Origin of the sequence: Treponema sp. UBA753 (assembly GCF_002297325.1) — a bacterium.
Classification (GTDB): Bacteria; Spirochaetota; Spirochaetia; order Treponematales; family Treponemataceae; genus Treponema_D.
Genome location: NZ_DBKJ01000026.1, coordinates 3,807 through 22,557, shown reverse-complemented (window position 1 = coordinate 22,557; position 18,751 = coordinate 3,807). Strand labels below are relative to the sequence as shown.

18 protein-coding genes are annotated in these 18,751 nt (G+C 38.8%); 16 read left to right on the top strand and 2 right to left on the bottom strand.

Going from position 1 to position 18,751, the window contains the following annotated elements; genetic code table 11:
* Window positions 1-152 precede the first annotated feature (152 nt).
* Window positions 153-1,328, bottom strand: coding sequence for a substrate-binding domain-containing protein (locus B4C08_RS02020; RefSeq protein WP_296662358.1), 1,176 nt, complete (start codon window positions 1,326-1,328; stop codon window positions 153-155).
* A gap of 346 nt (window positions 1,329-1,674) precedes the next feature.
* Between B4C08_RS02020 and B4C08_RS02015 the strand changes: the two genes are divergently transcribed.
* Window positions 1,675-2,703 (top strand): LacI family DNA-binding transcriptional regulator, encoded by a 1,029-nt coding sequence (locus B4C08_RS02015; protein WP_296662356.1) that lies wholly within the window; start codon window positions 1,675-1,677, stop codon window positions 2,701-2,703.
* Between the two features lie 91 nt (window positions 2,704-2,794).
* Here the strand turns inward: B4C08_RS02015 and B4C08_RS02010 are convergent, their stop codons facing one another.
* Window positions 2,795-5,263 carry a GH36-type glycosyl hydrolase domain-containing protein gene (locus B4C08_RS02010; protein WP_296662353.1) on the bottom strand — a complete coding sequence of 823 codons (2,469 nt, stop codon included), beginning with the start codon at window positions 5,261-5,263 and terminating at the stop codon, window positions 2,795-2,797.
* A 153-nt stretch (window positions 5,264-5,416) separates the two neighbouring features.
* On the opposite strand from B4C08_RS02010, the gene B4C08_RS02005 reads away from it, so the two are divergent.
* The 15 genes from B4C08_RS02005 to B4C08_RS01935 all read left to right on the top strand — a co-directional run bounded on the left by B4C08_RS02005 (window position 5,417) and on the right by B4C08_RS01935 (window position 18,692).
* Window positions 5,417-6,760, top strand: a complete 1,344-nt coding sequence (locus B4C08_RS02005; protein WP_296662351.1) for an ankyrin repeat domain-containing protein — start codon at window positions 5,417-5,419, stop codon at window positions 6,758-6,760.
* A 2-nt stretch (window positions 6,761-6,762) separates the two neighbouring features.
* Window positions 6,763-7,332 (top strand): 16S rRNA (guanine(966)-N(2))-methyltransferase RsmD, encoded by a 570-nt coding sequence (gene rsmD / locus B4C08_RS02000; protein WP_296662349.1) that lies wholly within the window; start codon window positions 6,763-6,765, stop codon window positions 7,330-7,332.
* A 76-nt stretch (window positions 7,333-7,408) separates the two neighbouring features.
* Window positions 7,409-7,747 (top strand): hypothetical protein, encoded by a 339-nt coding sequence (locus tag B4C08_RS01995; RefSeq protein WP_296662347.1) that lies wholly within the window; start codon window positions 7,409-7,411, stop codon window positions 7,745-7,747.
* A gap of 13 nt (window positions 7,748-7,760) precedes the next feature.
* A complete protein-coding gene (locus B4C08_RS01990) occupies window positions 7,761-8,906 on the top strand; it encodes a tetratricopeptide repeat protein (protein ID WP_296662345.1) in 1,146 nt (381 codons plus the stop codon).
* 10 nt (window positions 8,907-8,916) lie between these two features.
* Window positions 8,917-9,945 carry a 23S rRNA (adenine(2503)-C(2))-methyltransferase RlmN gene (rlmN, locus tag B4C08_RS01985; protein ID WP_296662344.1) on the top strand — a complete coding sequence of 343 codons (1,029 nt, stop codon included), beginning with the start codon at window positions 8,917-8,919 and terminating at the stop codon, window positions 9,943-9,945.
* A 69-nt stretch (window positions 9,946-10,014) separates the two neighbouring features.
* Window positions 10,015-10,224 (top strand): heavy metal transporter, encoded by a 210-nt coding sequence (locus B4C08_RS01980; protein ID WP_295800367.1) that lies wholly within the window; start codon window positions 10,015-10,017, stop codon window positions 10,222-10,224.
* A 6-nt stretch (window positions 10,225-10,230) separates the two neighbouring features.
* Window positions 10,231-11,175, top strand: coding sequence for a D-2-hydroxyacid dehydrogenase (locus B4C08_RS01975; protein WP_296662342.1), 945 nt, complete (start codon window positions 10,231-10,233; stop codon window positions 11,173-11,175).
* Between the two features lie 74 nt (window positions 11,176-11,249).
* Window positions 11,250-12,536, top strand: coding sequence for a 3-isopropylmalate dehydratase large subunit (locus B4C08_RS01970; RefSeq protein ID WP_296662340.1), 1,287 nt, complete (start codon window positions 11,250-11,252; stop codon window positions 12,534-12,536).
* Between the two features lie 25 nt (window positions 12,537-12,561).
* Complete coding sequence (locus B4C08_RS01965) at window positions 12,562-13,095, top strand: 3-isopropylmalate dehydratase small subunit (RefSeq protein ID WP_013701560.1); 534 nt, start codon at window positions 12,562-12,564, stop codon at window positions 13,093-13,095.
* Between the two features lie 262 nt (window positions 13,096-13,357).
* On the top strand, window positions 13,358-14,197 hold the full coding sequence (locus tag B4C08_RS01960) for a TrmB family transcriptional regulator (RefSeq protein ID WP_296662338.1): 840 nt from the start codon (window positions 13,358-13,360) through the stop codon (window positions 14,195-14,197).
* A gap of 1 nt (window position 14,198) precedes the next feature.
* Window positions 14,199-15,395, top strand: coding sequence for an MATE family efflux transporter (locus tag B4C08_RS01955; protein ID WP_296662336.1), 1,197 nt, complete (start codon window positions 14,199-14,201; stop codon window positions 15,393-15,395).
* 111 nt (window positions 15,396-15,506) lie between these two features.
* Window positions 15,507-16,013: a hypothetical protein gene (locus B4C08_RS01950; protein ID WP_296662334.1), complete on the top strand. Its 507-nt coding sequence runs from the start codon at window positions 15,507-15,509 to the stop codon at window positions 16,011-16,013.
* A gap of 492 nt (window positions 16,014-16,505) precedes the next feature.
* The gene (locus tag B4C08_RS01945) at window positions 16,506-16,775 is read left to right on the top strand and encodes a hypothetical protein (protein WP_296662333.1); all 270 of its coding nucleotides are present in this window, start codon (window positions 16,506-16,508) and stop codon (window positions 16,773-16,775) included.
* A gap of 49 nt (window positions 16,776-16,824) precedes the next feature.
* Window positions 16,825-17,484, top strand: a complete 660-nt coding sequence (locus tag B4C08_RS01940; protein ID WP_296662331.1) for a hypothetical protein — start codon at window positions 16,825-16,827, stop codon at window positions 17,482-17,484.
* Window positions 17,485-18,338: 854 nt separating this feature from the next.
* Window positions 18,339-18,692 carry a hypothetical protein gene (locus B4C08_RS01935; protein WP_296662329.1) on the top strand — a complete coding sequence of 118 codons (354 nt, stop codon included), beginning with the start codon at window positions 18,339-18,341 and terminating at the stop codon, window positions 18,690-18,692.
* The last annotated feature ends 59 nt before the right edge of the window (window positions 18,693-18,751 follow it).

The following is an 18,751-nucleotide window of genomic DNA, read 5'->3' as shown; positions in this document are numbered from 1 at the left end:
TCTAAATGCATATATTGCAATCATTTAGAGATTGTCGTATCAAGTACGACAATGACATTTAGAACTTATTAGACATCCCCAATCTTAAAAAAAATCAAATACCTTCTGAAAATCGGGCTGAAATTTTCATCCAGCCCCAAAATTAAACTTTATTAGTACTTGAGCTTGTCTGTATAGTCTCTTCCAGAATTTGTCTTAACCATGTTGATTGCATAAGCATCGTAGTTGTTAAGGTTTGTAAATCTGTCAAGACAGCTAGATTCGTTCTGTCCGTCTCCCTGAACTACTGTAAGGTCAATGTTCAAAAGCGGAGCGTAGTACTGCAAAGCAGGAAGATAAGAAGACGAAAGGAAGTTATCCGCAGAGTTGTAAATTGTAAGCAAAACTTTCTTTGAAGGAGCAGTCGATTTCTTTACACCTGAATCGCGGTTTCCTGCTGTGTACTGCTGCCAGTTTCCACTGTTTACTCCAGAGTTTTCAGCAAGCAAAGCCTTTGTTGAATCAACATACTGAACAGGAGCAGAAATCTTGTTTCCATAAGAATCCAGCTCTGAAATTCCTTTCTTGTAAACATCTTCGCCTGTAAGTCCATCGAGAAGATTGCGAAGAACCTGCAAAGTTGCCGTTGCCTGAGCGTCTACGTTCTGAGAAACTGTTCCTGTGAGTTTTCCAGCGCCGATTGCTTCGATTGCGTCAGCGTTTGCATCATATCCGAATACTGGAACTCCAGCTGGGTAGTTTGAAGCCTGAAGACAACCCATTGCCATTCCGTCGTTGTTAGAAACTACCATGTCAAGCTGATTTCCGAATTTTGTAGCCCAGCCGCCCATTGCTTCTGTAGCAGCGTTTGCGTTCCAAGTAGAACCGTCAGTTCCAGTCATCGCCTTTCCTTCAAGCTCAACAACTTTCAGTGTTTTTCCGCCTACAGAAATAGAGCCTTCCTTTACTTTTCCAGGATCTGTAGAGCCGTCCCAAGTTCCGAGAGCCTTGCGGATTCCCTCTGTACGAGCCTTAGAGTCATTGTGTCCGACATCTCCAATGCAAAGAACATATCCGAGAATTCCATCTCCGTTGCGGTCAATAACGGCAGGATCAGCGGAAGCAAGATAGTCAGCAATAAGTTTTCCCTGAACAGCACCGCCGCCAGCAGCATCAAAGCCAACATAGTAAGTCTTGCTGTTCCAATTCATTGTAGCCATATCGATTTCGCCAGTTGTAGGATCTGAAGGCTGTCTGTTAAAGAAAACAAGCGGCTTGTCCTTGTTCATTACGACATCGCCACCAGCTTTAGAGCATCCGGTAAAAACCGCGCCGCCAATCAAAGCCATGCCAAGCACAGCGCAAACTGTTTTTTTCATATTTTGTCCTCCAAAAAAATAGTTAAACAGAATTTTTCGTGTGTTCGTTAACACTATAATCAATATATAAACCCGTTCCGCACATTTGTCAAATAAATTCTTTTATAAATTTTAGTTATAAATACACTTAAAAAAGGTGATTTTCATGCACAAAAACAAAGAAAAATAATAATATAGTTCAAAAAAATAAACAAAAATTAATACGATTTTCACTAGAAAACTTTTTTTCACAAAACAAGTGAAAATTATTTGCGCCACGAAAAAAACAATGCTAAAATGTGTACGTCAACACGATTTGACAAAATAAGAGGCGGCTATGACAATAACAGAAATAGCAAAAAAATCAGGCGTTTCAATTGGAACAGTAGACAGAGTTCTGCATAACAGAGGAAAAGTTTCCGAAAAAACAAAACTTGCGGTAGAAGCCGTAATCGAAAAATATGGATACACTCCGAACCCCCTTGCCCGTACACTAAAAAAGAACAAGCCTTTTGTTATTGGAGTTTTAATGCCTCCGCCCGTCTCTGGAAGCGGCTACTGGCAAATGATATTCAAGGGAATGAAAGAAGCCGAATCAGAACTTTCCGCGTTTGGAATAAAGCTCGAATTTGAATACTTTGACAGAACTGAATACGGCTCAATGACAAAGGCTTCACAAAGGCTGTTTGTAAAAAATTTGCAGGCGCTGATAACAGTTCCAATTGTTCCGCAGGAAGCAGAAGAAATATTCAGCCAGATAAAGATTCCTTACATTTTCGTAGACTCCCCGCTACCAAGAGCAAATCCGACTATTACAATAGCGCAGAATCCGTACAGAGGCGGACAATGCGCGGGACACATAATGAAACTCCTAAAGGAAAGCGGAAAATTTTCTGTGCTTCGTTTTTACAAGGATTCATACAATCTTTTGGAGCGTCTAAGGGGATTTACGGATTATTTTAGCCATGACACAAATTGCCAAGTAATAGAAACTCTCTGCACAAATGAGTCAAATCAAGGAATTTTTAATTTTCTGGACAATTTGTTCAAATCCGAGCCAGAAATAAATGGAATTTTCGCAACTCACACGGAAGGTTACATAATCGGTCAGTACCTTAGCTACACAAACAGGAAAAGCAAAGTCGCCCTGATAAGCTACGATATGCAAGAACAAAACAGAAACGGACTTATGACCGGAAACATTGACTGCGTAATTTCACAGCGTCCTGAATACCAAGGCTACACAAGCGTGAATGAAATTTTTAAAAGCAAAGTTCTTCTTCAAGAAATTCCGCAGAGAATCTTTGTTCCTATCGATGTGATTTTCAAGGAAAACGCAGGCGAATACAATCCTATAAAGTTATAATCAAACTGAAAAATTTCTTTTCAAAAAAAAGCTATACACCGTGCAAGAAACACACGGCATATAGCAAAAAGTGTTTTTAAATTAAATCAAACTAGCCTACAGTTACAGAAACTTTAACCTGCTTTGCGCCGCTGTCGGCAACAACAGTAGTTCCGTTAGCTTTTCCGCCGGAAACAACTTCAACTTTTACATCTCCGTCGTTCTTGTTGTTCTTTACACTGATTACGTATTCAACTCCGCGGAATTTGCGTGTCATTTCGGCAGTCTTAACATGTTCAGGAAGACGAGGCTCAACAACAAGGCCTTCATAGCTTGGGCGAAGTCCGCAAAGATACTGGCTCAATGCAACAAAGTTCCAGGCTGCTGTTCCTGTAAGCCAAGAGTTCTTTGCTTCACCTTCGCGGCGGGCTTCTTTTCCAGCGACCATCTGGCTGTAAACATAAGGCTCTGTGCGATGAATGTCTGAAATTTCTTCAACATAAGCCGGAGCAATCTTTTTGTAATGCTCAAACGCATCCTGAGGACGACCGTTTACAACTTCACCGATAATTACCCACGGATTGTTATGGCAGAAAATTCCTCCGTTCTCTTTGTATCCAGGCGGATAAGAAGAAACTTCTCCAAGCTCAATGTGGTAATCCTGATATGCAGGCCAGCAGATTACGATTCCGTACTTTGAATCAAGATATTTCTTTACGCTGTCAAGAGATTTTTCTGGATAGCCTTTGTCTTTTCCGACTTTTGCCATTGTTCCGAATCCCTGCGACTCAATAAAGATTTTTCCGTCCTTGCATTCATGCGAGCCAATTTTGTTTCCGGCATCATCATAAGCGCGCACATACCATTCTCCGTCCCAGCCAGCAGTGCAGATTGCCTCTTCCATTTTCTTTGCGGCATCTTCTGCAAACTTAGCTTCTTCTTCATCGCCCTGAAGACGGCACATTGCCGCATAGTCAGGAGTTACATAGACAAACATTTCCGCAATCATTACAGACTCAGCGTTCTTGCCTTCCTTGTTTGTGCAAGTCTGGAAAGAATCATTCGGATTCATGCTAAAGCAGTTCAAGTTCAAACAGTCGTTCCAGTCAGCGCGTCCAATAAGAGGAAGTCCGTGCGGTCCCATGTGGGTTGTGATATAGCGGTAAGAGCGTTTAAGGTGCTCATACATTGTGGCCTTGTTTGTCTCGCTGTTGTCAAAAGGAACCATTTCATTAAGGAAGTCCTTGTCGCCAGTTTCACAAATATAGCGTCCAACACCAAGCACAAGCCAGAGCGGATCATCATTAAAGTTAGAGCCGATGTCTGCATTTCCACGTTTTGTAAGCGGCTGGAACTGATGGTAAGCTGAACCGTCTTCAAACTGTGTAGCAGCAACATCAAAAAGACGCTCGCGGATTCTTGAGTTAGGAAGCTGATGAGCTGCGCCGAGCATATCCTGAGAAGTATCACGGAAGCCCATTCCACGTCCGATTCCGCTTTCAAAGTAAGAAGCTGAGCGCGCAAAGTTGTACGTAACAACGCACTGGTACTGGTTCCACAGAGCCATGCGGTCAAGTTTTTCGTCTCCAGTCTTAAGAGTAAAGTGAGAAAGAATTTCATTCCAGAATTCCTTAAGAACGCTGAATTCCTTTTCTACTTTTTCTTTTGTGCTGAATCTTTCCTGAATTGCATAAGCCTTCTCTTTATTGATAATTCCGCTTGCTGTGTTTGTGCGAAGAAGCTCGCCTTTTGTCTGTGTTGTCCACTTTTTATCCTGGTCATTTTCAACATATCCAAGAACAAAAACAAAAGTTTTTTCCTCTCCAGCCTTAAGTTCAACATTCAGGCGGTGAGAAGCAATCGGGCTCCATCCGTCAGCAACAGAGTTTCCGCTTTTTCCTTCCATTACAGTCTTTGGCTTAGAAAGAGGATTGTAAAGTCCAAGCCAAGTCTCGCGGTCTGTGTCAAATCCGTCAACAGGAGCATTTACAGAATAGAATGTAAAGTGATTGCGGCGCTCGCGGTATTCAGTCTTGTGATAAATTACGCTGCCTTCAATTTCAACTTCGCCAGTAGAAAAGTTTCTCTGGAAGTTCTGGCAGTCGTCAGAAGCGTTGTAAAGACACCACTCGACAAAAGAAACAAGAGAAAGCTTTTTTTCAGACTTTCCTTCGTTCTTAAGTGTAACCATTTCAACTTCGCAGTTAACGCCATTAGGAACCATGCAAAGAACCTGGGCGGAAACATCGTTTTTCTTAGAAGCGAATTTTGTATATCCAAATCCGTGGCGGCACTCGTAGCTGTCAAGAGGAGTCTGAGTTGGCTGCCATGCAGGATTCCAAACTGTATCTCCGTCCTTGATATAGAAATAGCGTCCGTTAGAGTCAAGCGGAATATCGTTGTAGCGGTAACGGGTCAAGCGGCGCAAACGGGCGTCTGTATAAAAGGCATAACCACCTGCTGTATTGGAAATAAGAGAGAAAAACTTCTCGTTTCCAAGGTAGTTAATCCAAGGGTAAGGTGTCTGTGGAGTTTCAATGACGTATTCCCTGTTTACATCATCATAATGTCCAAATTTCATAACTTTTCCTTCTATTAGTTAATCTAAAAGTTCTGCCTTCCAAACTGGATGCAAAAATTTCAGCAAATTCTATCATGCCATATATCAAAAGTCAAAGGGATTTTTTTTCAATATTATTGTTTTTTTCAGCGCAGTTGAATATAATTGCAATATATGAAGAAGAAGTTTTTATTTGTATTTTTACTGGCCGCGCTTATTCCTGCCGCCATGTACGCAAAAGACGATGTTGACTACGAGCTGCTTGCAAAACAGGGAACGGAAGCAGAAATCCGCCAAGCATTTAAAGAAAACCGGAATCTTTCTACTCAGGTATTCGGAACCAACAGAGAAACATTTCTTATGCTCGCCCTGAAAAACAACAGAGACATTGGCATCATAAACCTTTGCCTCGAAAAAGAGTCGAATCCAAGCGTAAAGACAAAAGAAGGAAAAACTCCGCTGATGTACGCAGCCCAGTATTCCTCTGACAAAAATGTAATCGACCTTATTGCAAAGTACGGAATCGTTTTAAAGCGCAGCCGGGACGCAAGAGTTCTGCAGAAAGACAAAAGTGGAATGAACTCGTTCGCATACGCAAGAATGAATCCTGAATACAGCGTTTATCAAAAACTCACGGAATACACAGAAGATCCTCAAGGACTTTATGTTCCAGAGCCACCAGCACAGGAAACTGCCGCCACTCCAACAACAGAAGCCGCACAACCTTCAGAGCAAACAGCGCAATCAACTTCAATTGACTCAAACACTTCAAATGCAGAAGCAGAAAATGCAAAGCAAGCTGAAATTCAGCAGTACGCAAGCGCATTTCTTTTAGACTACGCAGAAAACGAAGACAAACCAGCAGAACAGCCGCCTGAAAATAAAACCGAATACATAGAAAATCCGAACGCGGCAGACAAAAACGGCGTTACACTTCTTATGAGAGCAGCAAAAGCCGGAAACGACTGGGACGTAAATTTGCTTCTTAAAAACGGAGCAGACGTAAATCTTAGGGACAAAGACGGCTGGACAGCTTTAATGTACGCGGTAAGATACCAAAACAACCTGAATATTCTTAATATGCTCATTGAAAACGCCGCATATATCCGTGTAAGAAACAAATTCAATGCAACTCCACTTTTAATGGCTGCGGATTATTCACAGAATCCTGAAATAATTTCAGTTCTTCTAAAAAACAGAAGCATTTCCGAAGATGAAGTTTTCAGGGCATTTATCTTTGCAATAACAGGAAATTCATCTTCTGACCACATACGCGAAGCAAAAATCAAGCTGTTCCTTGACATGGGAATTCCGCTGAACCGCTTGTGGAAAGGACAAAGCCCATTGATGTACGCGGCGCAATACGGAAAATCAACTTTGGTTTTAAAGCAGCTCATAGATGCAGGCGCGAATCCGGCTTTTCAGGATGAAAACGGAAACACAGCCTTTGACTACGCAAAAGCAAACAAAAATCTTGCCCACGACGACATTTACTGGTCTCTCAACGGAGCAAACTAAAAATGAGAATTACAGGCGGAAAGCTAAAAGGGCGTGTTACAGAAACTCCTTACGGAAAAATGGCGATTCGTCCTGCAATGGACAAAATGAGAGAGTCCGTTTTCAACATACTAGGATTCTCTCTTGAAGGGAAATCTTTTCTTGACTTGTTCAGCGGCTCTGGAACAATTGCACTTGAAGCAGTTTCGCACGGAGCTTCCGCAGTAACACTTTGCGAAATGGACAAGTCAAAGGCAAAGACAATCCTCAAAAATGTAAAAATGGCAGAAGAAGTCGGAGTCCGTATAAACTGCCGCTTTATGGCTGTTGAGCTTTTTTTAAAACGCTGCAAAGAAAAATTTGACTATATATTTTTAGATCCGCCTTTTCCATATAAATTCAGAAAAGAACTTGTGGAAACTGCCGGAACAAGAGAACTTCTTACAAAAAACGGCCAGCTTTTAATCCACTACCCTGCAGAAGATCCGCTTCCAGATAAAATAGGAAATCTTGTTCTTTCAGACAAAAGAATTTACGGGCGCTCAATCGTAAACTTCTATAAATATGAAGAAAACGCCAAGCAGACAAATTAAAAGACTTTAAAACCATTGCTTGACAAATCGAAATAACAAGTTACAATTAAAACTGTATTCTATAAGGTTAAAAGTAATGACAAGTAATTTAAAAAATCAAATCGACTCAAAGCCAGAAGAACTTAAATTCATAAAGACTTCCGATTTGCCGCTAGAAGGGCTTTCTGACCAGCAAAAAGTCGTCCTTAACAGAAAAGCAAACGCACTGCTCAACGAAGGCAAAGTTGAAATGGCAAAAAGAATTTTCATTACTACAGGATATTCAGACGGCCTTACAAGAATAGGAGACAATTATAACAAAGAAAATAAATATTTAGATGCGCTGAAAATGTATCTTCTTGCCCATAACAAAAGAAAAAGCGAACCAATTATAGAAAAAATATCGCAGACTGTGTCTGTTATGCTAAAAAGTTAAGAGAGGTAAAAAAATGGCTGATGAATTTAAACCGGAAGAATTCAGTTTTTCACAGACACAGGAATTCAACAAAACAGACGGCGCAAACGCAGCAATAAGCGAGCTTTCAAAAAAAGGTTATCAGTATTTAAAGGATAACAGCACAAAAGAAGCCATAGAAGCATTCAGCCAGATTCTTAATATAGAAGAAAACAACAATTATGCGCTTGTAGGACTTGGCGACAGCGAGCGCAAGCAATGCCACTTTAAAGAAGCGATAGAATATTACTCAAAATGCCTTTCCTGCCATCCCGGAAACAACTACGCGCTTTTTGGACTTGCGGACTGCTACAAGGCAATAAATCAGTATAAAAAAGCCATAGAAATTTGGGAGCAATATCTTGTCCATGATGACAGAAACATAACTGTCTTAACAAGAGTCGCCGATGCCTATAGAAAAATCAGGGACTTTAAAAAATCAAAGAATCTTTATTTAAAAGTCCTCGACATGGAAGAAAACAATGCCTATGCGCTGATTGGGCTAGGACATCTTCACTACGATTTTAAGGAATACAAGGACGCGCTTTTCTATTGGACACGAATGCTGGAAAGGAATCCTTCGCACGTAGATATAAGAGTTCTTACTTCTATAGGAAACTGCCACAGAAAAATCAAGACATTTGAAAAAGGACTTCCCTACTTTGAAAAAGCTCTTGAACTTGACCCGAATAATTTCTATGCCTTGTTCGGAATAGCAGACTGTTACCGAGGAATGAACCAGCAGTTCCGCTCAATTGGCTACTGGAATAAAATCCTTGAAATCGACCCTAAAAACAAAGTCATCCTGACGCGCACTGGAGACGCATACAGAAACACAGGCGACTATGCCACAGCCGCAGAATATTACAACCGTGCAATGGATATAGATTTTGACATTTATGCAGCCTTAGGGCTTGCCCTTATATGCAAGGGAGAAGGAAAATTTGAAGAAGCGGCAGATAGGCTTACACAGCTTGTGAATGGAGATCCAAAAAACTACCGGCTTTACATAGACCTTGCAGACTGCTATCTAAAAATGAACAATAAAAAAGAAGCATTGGAAACTCTTCATTCATTTCAAAAGCTTGGAATAAAAAATCAGGCAATAAACGACTTCATAGACCAACTTCAAGAAAACTGATTACATTTTTATGGAAAAAAAAGTTTCAATTTCGGGGCTTTTCCCTGAAGAAATAGCAAACAAAATTCAATTGTCGCCGTCTTTCCGCGCAAAGCAAATTTATGAATGGATTTCAAAAGGCGCGGAATCTTTTGAGCAGATGACAAACATCGACAAAGCCACAAGAAAATTTCTGGAAGAAAACGCACTTCTCCGCTCGTCAAAAGTAACAGAAGTATTAAAAGATCCTGACGGAACTATAAAGCTTCAAATTACACTTTCAGACGGACTTGCAATAGAAACAGTTCTTCTAACAGATAAAGAAGGAAGAAAAACTGCCTGTGTAAGTTGCCAGGCTGGTTGCGCAATGGGGTGCGCTTTTTGCCAGACAGGACGTCTTGGACTTGGTAGAAATCTTACCACCGGAGAAATTGTTGAAGAATTCTTCTTTATGGAAAAAGAAGCTGGAACACTAGACAACATTGTTTTTATGGGAATGGGAGAACCGCTTCAAAACCTTGATGCAATAAGAAAAGCCGTGGCAATTTTAACAGATAAAAAAGGCAGAGGATTAAGCCCCAGAAGAATTACATTGAGCACTTGCGGACTTATAAGCGGAATCTATGAACTTGCAGAAAACGGTCCGTTTGTGCGCCTTGCAATTTCCTTAACAACAGCCGATCCTGCTCTTAGGGAAAAGCTTATGCCAGTTTCAAAAGGGAATCCACTGCCTGAACTAAAAAAAGCGATAAAATTTTATTCTGAGAAAACTGGAAAAAGAATAACATTGGAAGCCGCCCTTCTTTCAGGACAAAACACAGGAATAGAAAGCGCAAAACGAATGATTGAATTTGCCGCAGGCCTTGACGCTTACATAAACCTCATTCCATGGAATCCAGTTAAAGATTTACAATTTAAGACTCCTTCAAGGAAAGAATGCGAAGAATTTGTGAAAATTCTTGAAAAAGCAAACCTTAAAGTAAACTTAAGAATTCGTCGAGGTGTAAAAATTGGCGGTGCTTGTGGTCAATTAGGTCGTTCTGCAGCTTCAAGCAGTTAAATTTGCTTGAAAAAAAACATAATCCCTATTATAATAATTTTGTATTTAAAATTTTGCTAGGAGACAAAAATGCAGAAAAAGATTTATGTTACAGGAATGGATGATGATGCGGCGGCAGCAAAAGTTGATACAGCAGTAAAAGCAGTCGCAGGTGTTACAAATGTAGTCTCTTCAGCAGCAAAATGCCAAGTTTGCGTTGACTTTGACGAAGGAACAGCTGGTATAGAGGATGCGATAAATGCAGCAATCAACTCCACTGGCGTTATTGCTCTCGGCTAATTCTATATGAAAATAACAGTTCTTGACGGCAATGCCTTGAATCCAGGCGATCTTTCATGGTCGCCGCTAGAACAATTCGGGCAAGTCGCAGTTTTTCCAAGGACAGAAGTTTCTCTAGTTGCAGAAAGAATTGGCGACAGCGATGCGATTCTTTTAAATAAAATAAACATAACAGAAGAAATTCTTGATAAATGTCCGAATCTAAAATATATTGGAGTTCAGGCGACAGGCTACAATGTAATCGACTTGGAAGCTTGCAAAAGGCATAATGTTACTGTAACAAATGTGCCATCTTATAGCACAGCAGGTGTCGCGCAGCTTGTATTCGCTTTTATAAGTGAATTTGCCTGCCACACACAGCTTCATTCAGACAGCGTAATGTCTGGAGACTGGACAAAATGCCCGGATTTCTGCTACTGGAAAGTTCCGCTTATTGAACTTGAAGGAAAAACTCTCGGAATTTTCGGCTACGGAAGTATAGGCTCCAGAGTTGCAAGAATTGCGGAAGCATACGGAATGAAAGTTATTGTCTGCACTAGAACGCCCAAACCCGAAATAAAAAATCCAGTTGATATTTCAACTTTGTTCAACGAATCTGATTTTATTTCCCTTCATGCGCCTTTAACTGAAAAAACTAAAAATGTCGTAAACAAAACAACTCTTTCTTTAATGAAGAAAACCGCATTTTTAATAAACACAGCCAGAGGACCGCTTGTAAATGAAAAAGATGTAAGGGAATTTCTTGACAGCGGAAAAATTGCAGGCTACGCAGCGGATGTTGTAAGCGAAGAGCCTATGAAAAACGACAATCCTTTGCTTGGAGCAAAAAACTGCATTATAACTCCGCACATCGCTTGGGCCGCCACAGAAACAAGGCAAAGACTTTTAAATATCGTAATAGAAAACCTAAAATGCTTTGTCAGCGGAAAACCACAGAATGTTGTTTCTTAAAAGCATATTGACAATTTTATTTTTACTTAATAAACTTTAATTATACTAAAGCCTATTAATACAGAGGAATTTCTATGGGAAAAACTATAGCACAGAAAATCTTTTCATCACATTTGGTTGAATCCCCTTTTGAAGGAACAAACATTCTTAAGCTTGACAGGGTTTTCTGCCATGAAATCACAACGCCAATCGCAATCAACGACCTTATTGAAAGGAACAAAGACAGAGTTTTTGACAGCACAAAAATCAAGGCAGTCATAGACCACGTAACTCCTGCAAAAGACAGTAAATGCGCAATGCAGGAAAAAATTCTCCGTGACTGGGCAAAACGCAACAACATAAAAGATTTCTTTGACATAGGAGCAAACGGCGTCTGCCATGCAATTTTCCCAGAAAAAGGATTTGTCCGCCCTGGATTTACAGTAATCATGGGAGACAGCCACACTTGCACACATGGAGCTTTCGGAGCATTTGCAGCTGGAGTCGGAACAACAGACCTTGAAGTTGGAATATTAAAAGGCGTATGTTCTTTCCGCGAGCCAAAAGCTATAAAATTTATTCTAAATGGCAAACTCAAAGACGGAGTTTATGCAAAGGATGTGATTCTTTTCCTGATTGGTCAGATTGGAGTAAACGGAGCTACAAACTGCGTTGCAGAATTTACAGGTCCGATTGTTGACAATATGTCAATGGAAGAAAGAATGACAATTTGCAACATGGCAGTTGAAGCCGGCGCAACAAGCGGAATCTGTTTTCCTGACATGACAACAGTAGAATATCTTTGGCCATTTATCAAAGATGAATTCGAGTCAAAAGAAGCAGCCCTTAAAGAATACACCAAATGGATTGATGATGAAGATGCGGAATACGAAAAAGTTTACACATTTGACTTGTCAAATCTTGAGCCTGTATGTACAATCGAATACAAGCCTGACCAGATAAAAAAAGTTTCAGAAATGAAAGGAACAAAAGTTGATCAGGTTTACATCGGCTCATGCACAAACGGAAGAATAAGCGACCTTCGTGTAGCCGCTGAAATTTTAAAAGGACACAAAATAGCAGATGGTGTGCGCGGAATCGTAAGTCCTGCTACTCCGCTCGTTTATAAAATGGCGCTTGAAGAAGGAATCATAAAGATTTTTATGGACGCTGGATTCTGCGTTACAAACCCGACTTGCGGAGCCTGTCTTGGAATGAGCAACGGAGTTCTTGCAGAAGGAGAAGTCTGCGCTTCAACAACGAACAGAAACTTCAACGGACGCATGGGAAAAGGCGGAATGGTTCATCTTATGAGTCCTGCCACAGCCGCCGCAACAGCTATTGCTGGAACAATCACTAATTCATGCTTTTTTAAAGGCTGAAAAATAAATAAAGACGAGGAACAAAATGAAACAGTTTGGTGGACAAGTTTTATTCTTGGATCGCTCAGATATTAATACTGACGAAATAATTCCTGCAAAGTATCTCACAGAAAATACAAAGCAGGCGCTCCAGCCGTATCTTCTTGAGGATTTAAAGCTTGAAGGTTTCAATCCAAAGACAGACGTTCTGGGTAAAAAAGTCATCATTACACGTGAAAACTTTGGCTGTGGTTCTAGCCGTGAACACGCTCCCTGGGCTTTGGAAGTAAACGGAATTTATTGTGTAATCGCAGTAAATTTTGCCCGTATTTTCCGCCAGAATATGTACAACTGCGGTCTTCTTGCGCTGGACATGAGCAAAAAAGACATCGATGATATGTTCAGAACATTCGCAGACAAAGACACAGAATGCAAAATTGAGCAGAAAGAAGACGGTACTTGGAAAGTAAAACTCATTGCCGGCTCACTCTCAAAAAGCTATCCTTTCAAGCTCGAAGGATTTGAAAAAGCCCTTGTTGAAAACGAAGGCTGGATTGGATACGCAGACAAAAAATATTAACAATTCAATGTCATTATCTGGTCTGACCGGATAGTCTTCAAACTGCCTTGGTAAATGCCATGGCAGTTTTTTTTATATATTTTAACATTTCCTATTTCTAAAACAAGAACCAATATAACAAAAGTATGATTTTCTATATTAAAAACCTGCAATTCCCACCATTTTTATAATAAATAAAATATTTGTTGACATATAAAAAAAGAAACGATATATTCACTAGTAGTAAAACAATTACTACTAACAACATATTTCAAGGAAAAACATGACAGACAAAATCATTGACACACTGGGCAGCCTTGGTTTTTCAAAAATGGAATCGCTTGTTTACTGTGCGCTTGTTCCAGAGGAAAAAATGGGAGGCTATCAGATTGCAAAAAAACTGAATGCGCCCCGCCCTTCTGTTTATTCCGCATTGGAAAATTTATTGAAGAAAGAATGCATAACAAGCATTCCAGGTTCAACAGCAGAATATCAGGCAGTTCCGCCGGATGTTTTAATTGACGAGATTTCTCAAAAGTATTCAGACAATGCCGCAAAAGCAAAAGAAATGCTAAAGGAATTGAATTCGCCGATTTCAACGCAGGAACGCTTTGTAAACATCGAAGGCAAAACAAAGCTCATTTCTGTTGTAAACAAACTTATTGCAGCGGCAAAAAAAGAAATTGTGTTCAACTGCTCAATGCCGCTTGAATACTTTAAGGATGCACTTCTTTCAGCGGCAAAAAGAAAAGTGAGAATTGTTTTGTTCAGCTGGAAAAATCTAGACACTCTTGAAATTCCGCTGGAATTTTTCTGCGGATTTGACGGAACAGACTGCTGCCCAGAACAAAGAATTCTTTTGGTTTCAGATATGGCGCACTGCATTGTAGGAAGTAACGACAGAGCAGTTTTCTTTCCGCACAGACCGCACCACAAAATTCAAAAGCTGCCAGACGGAGAAAATGATTTTCTTGGAATGACAAGCGACAACAGGCTGATTGTGAATCTCGTTTCAGAACATATTCACTTTGATATTTACTTGCAAAAGCTAAGGAAAAAATTCAACCGTGATATTATTTCCAAAGACATTTGCATTGGAACTTTAATGGAGAAAGGATTTTAAAATGAAGGCAGAGAACAAAACATTTTTGAACAATTTAATTTCGATTGCCGTTCCTATTTCACTACAGAATTTAATTCAGTCGTGCTTAGGAATGATTGACCAGATTATGATTGGTCAGCTAGGCTCAAAAACAGTTGCGGCAGTAAGCCTTGCAGGAAGACCTTGCTTTGTAATGCTGTTTGCACTGGGAGGCATTGCAGCCGCAAGTTCAATTTTCGCATCTCAATATGAAGGAGCAAAAGATTCCAGCAAGCACGCAAACGTAATGAGAGCTTCGGTTTTTGCAGCATTGGCAGTTGCGCTTGTATTTTTTATTTTTTCACTTTTCACACCGGAACTAGTTCTTTCATTTTTTACAAAAGACAAAGAAGTTATTTCAATAGGGAAAAACTATCTAAGAATAAATTCATTAAGCTATTTTGCTCTTGCAATAATCAGCTGCTGTTCTGCAATACTAAGAAGCACAGGATTTGCAAAAACTACACTAGTAACAGGATTTATTTCTGTAGCAATAAACACAGTTCTCAATGCAATCATGATTTTTGGACTTTTAGGATTTCCTGCCCTTGGTTCAGACGGAGCTGCAATTGCAACTGTAATTTCGATATTTGTTCAGTGCGTAATTCTCATTATTTTTATGATACGAAAAAATCATCCTGCAAACATGAAAGCTGTTCTTTTGTGCAAAAATGATTTTTCATTTCTAAAAATATTTTTTATAACAGCTCTCCCTGCAATTGGAAATGAACTTTTATGGGCATTGGGAGATGCAGGCTACAGTGCAATTTACGGACATATGGGAACAGCAGAGCTTGCGGCAATTACGTTAACCTTTCCTGTGCAAGGGTTAACAATAGGATTCTTCAGCGGACTTTCAGCAGCCACAGGCATTCTCATAGGCAACGAGCTTGGTTCAAATGACTTTGACAAAGGCTACGCTCTTGCCTGGAAGTTTATAAAAATCTGTGTTGCAGGATGCGCCGTAATCGGAATTTTAATTTTTATTTTCGCTCCAATATATACAAGATTTTACAATGTAGAGCCTCAAGTCCGTGAATACGCAAATCACCTTTTATGGATATTCGCATTCTATTTATGGATAAAGGTCTGCAACATGATAATAGGAAGCGGAATTCTTAGAAGCGGAGGAAAAACAAAATTCACTTTAGAAAATGAAAGTACCCCCCTAGGGGTATAATCGTCAAAAAAATAGTGCCACGCAATACCCCCACAAAAATATTTTTAAAAAACTCTTGCATTCAGTTTTCGGATATGAGAGAATATTAACGCCAACGAAAGGGGGTACAAAATGAAAGTAGCATTTAATCAAGAATTACTTAATCGCTTAAGAACTTTACATTCATATGATAAAGGGGTTTATTTATTGATTGAAAAGACTACTTTTTTTGCTAAGTTTTATAATCGTATCTTTGAATATGATATAGATACAACGCCTAGCGGGGGCTTAAATAAAGGTACTTTAGTAGAAGTCGCGCTTAAAACCTTATACTATATGAACGGCTTAACTAGTAAACCTAATGGAAAAAGTCAAGCACATGAACCGGATATAGTTATTCACGGCGTGCCTTATGAAATTAAGTACGCTAGTACTCATACCGCTTCTAGTATCATCCGTCCTTGTAAACACCTAAAACCAACGGATAAAATTATACTAGTGACCGGAAGTGAGCAAGTAGACAAAAACGGAACGCCGGGTTATGTGTTCGTTATCGATTATCAAGACTTACTTTTTACACCTAGCGGACGTATTAAAATCCAAAGTGCAAGAAACGGAATCATGTTACAAGTTATATAAAGGGGGTAAATAAAAATGTATAACAAGGAACAAATGCAACTACTAGATGAAATTCAACTATGGAAAATGAGAATGAGACACGCCAAAACGGAAAACTATTTCAATCAATGTTTCTTTAATATTGAACGTCTTAAGGGTGAGTTGATTGCGATTGAGTCGAACAAAAAATATTAATAGTGTGATGAACACAAACGTGCTAGGTGGATAGCCACACCTAGCACTTGAATAAAGGGGGCTTTAAATTATGAAATATTATTACATTTTAGGTAGAAACAAGACACTTTCAAAAAATTTTCACATTATGTTAAAGACTGAAAGTAAATATAGGGCTTATGATACTTATAAAGAGTTGTGCCTTAAGCGTACTTCTAGCGATATTGAATTTCAGCTTAAAGAAGTATTCATTTAAAAGGGGGAAAGTATGATACCACCATAATAAATTAAGAAATATAAGACGATACGAAACAATAATTATAAAGGGGTAGAATCACAATGAAAAATGAAAAAAAATTAAATCCGACCGCCGAAAAAGTCTTAAACTTCCTTACTGAAAATAAGGGAAAAGCTTTCACTTTGCAAGAAATAGGAAAAGCCTTAAACATTGAGTTTAAGAGTAGCGGCTCTATTACTAGGCTTCTTAAGAGTGAAAAAAATCCAACCGGTATTATCGAACACGGCACTGAAAAAGAAGTACAAGTCCTAGTTACACGTAAAGTTAAAACGTACATGCTTGTAGACGATAACATTAAAAATAATAAATAAATAAAATAAGTGGGGCTTTTATAGCCCCACAAATTATAAAGAGGTAATAATGAATATTATAGTTTTAGATACTGAAACCATTTCACTTAATAAATTATATTGTTATAATTTAGGCTATGTTATTGTTGACGTTTCAAGTGGTTTTAAAATACTAAAGAAAAGAGACTTTCTTATTAAAGAAATTTACGATAATAAACCGCTCATGGATACCGCTTATTATGAAAATAAAAGGGCTATTTATGAAGATTATTTATTAGATTCTAAACAACCTTTAGAAAAAATCTCTTTTATTGAAGCATATTCAATTTTAAAACATGATTATCTTAAATATAATATAAAAGGAATTTTTGCTTATAATTCTAGTTTTGACGAAAAAGTATTAAAATTCAATTGTAATTACTTTGAAATTCCTTATGTGCTAAAAAGCTTTCATGATATTATGGAACTTACGATACAAACAATCGCTACCGACCATTTATATAATTTATATGCACAATACTATGGAAATATAAATCAAAGGATTAACCATAATAAACTTCTAAGAAAAGATGGAAAAGCAAAAATTACGGCGGAAAGCGTTTATTGTTATATTGTAAGAGATTATGATTTTAAAGAGGCACACATGGCGCTTAATGATAGTGAAATTGAATTAACAATTTTAAAATACATTTGTAACTTTTACGGGGGAATTGCTAAGTTACACGTATAATTAAAGAATAATAATATTATTAACATAAAAGGAATTTATTTTAAAGCGGACTAATAATCCGCTTTTTCTAGTTAAAGTGCCGTACTTTTACTTTTATACGTTAAAGTGCTAAAGCATGCGCCTGCTTCACTTTAGTGCGTTAATGTACTAATGTATTAAAGCGTGCGCCTGGTGTTTCCAACTTCAACTTTATTCTACAAGTTGAGGGTGGTTATACCACTTTAATCCGCTAAAGCATGCGCCTGTTGCACTTTAATCCGCTAAAGTGAACCCTAAGTTGGCACTTTAATCCGCTAAAGCCAACTTATAAGCAGCAGCAGCAAATGTTATCCCCGAAAAAACCTGACAAACGCGGCACTTTAGTTTGCTAAAGCCATTTTATAAGCAGCAGCAAAATCGTGCCAACTTCAACTTTTCTTTTTGAGTTGAAATAGATAGGCGCGTTTCCCTTACCGACTTCAACTCCTCTTTTTAAGTTGGAAGCGGCAGCAGCTACATTTCCTACGACCTCCATTTTACTTTAGTTAACTAAAGTTGGCGCAAAAGCAGCTACACTTTTATGTATTAAAGTAACAACTTTAAAAATTTTTTAATTTTGTCTTGACTGAACGGGGGAAACGTGATAAAATATTAGAGATGATAAAAAAGGACAGTTCTTCGATAGACAAATGTCTAATAAAAAATATCGAGAATTTCCTTGACTTATCGCGACGTCTATGCTATAATATTAGAGACGATAAGGGAAGGGACAAATAGGACTTGACAAACGTCAAATAAAATAACTCAAAAAGTCCTTGACTTATCAGAAGAGACGTGATATAATATTCTTGTAAAAATCAAGGGGGGACAAAATTATGGGGCTTGACTATCGTGTTTGGTGCCGCAAAAACGGCGAAGAGGCAATTCTTTTTGAAGGACGGGGACGCACGGCGTTCCGCTTTCTTTCAAGCTGGGTAGGTGAAGAGCGCTATGGTAAGGATATTAAGCTTTCCTACGCGGACGTACTTAAGCTAATTGAACAGGCTTTTATTTACGCTAAAACTTATTATGATAAAGAAGAACTTATATATCATGCTATGAATGATATTTCACCGCTTGACCAGGCTAATGACCCGCTTAGTTTTGCATGCCGTATGAAAAATGTACAGATGTACATGGAACTTTTACTTGATGAAGCCCCAGAATATTTTATTGAATGCGACTGGTAATTAGACAGATGTCTATTAAAAAAGTCTTGACAAGGCGGAAGAGACGTGATATAATATTA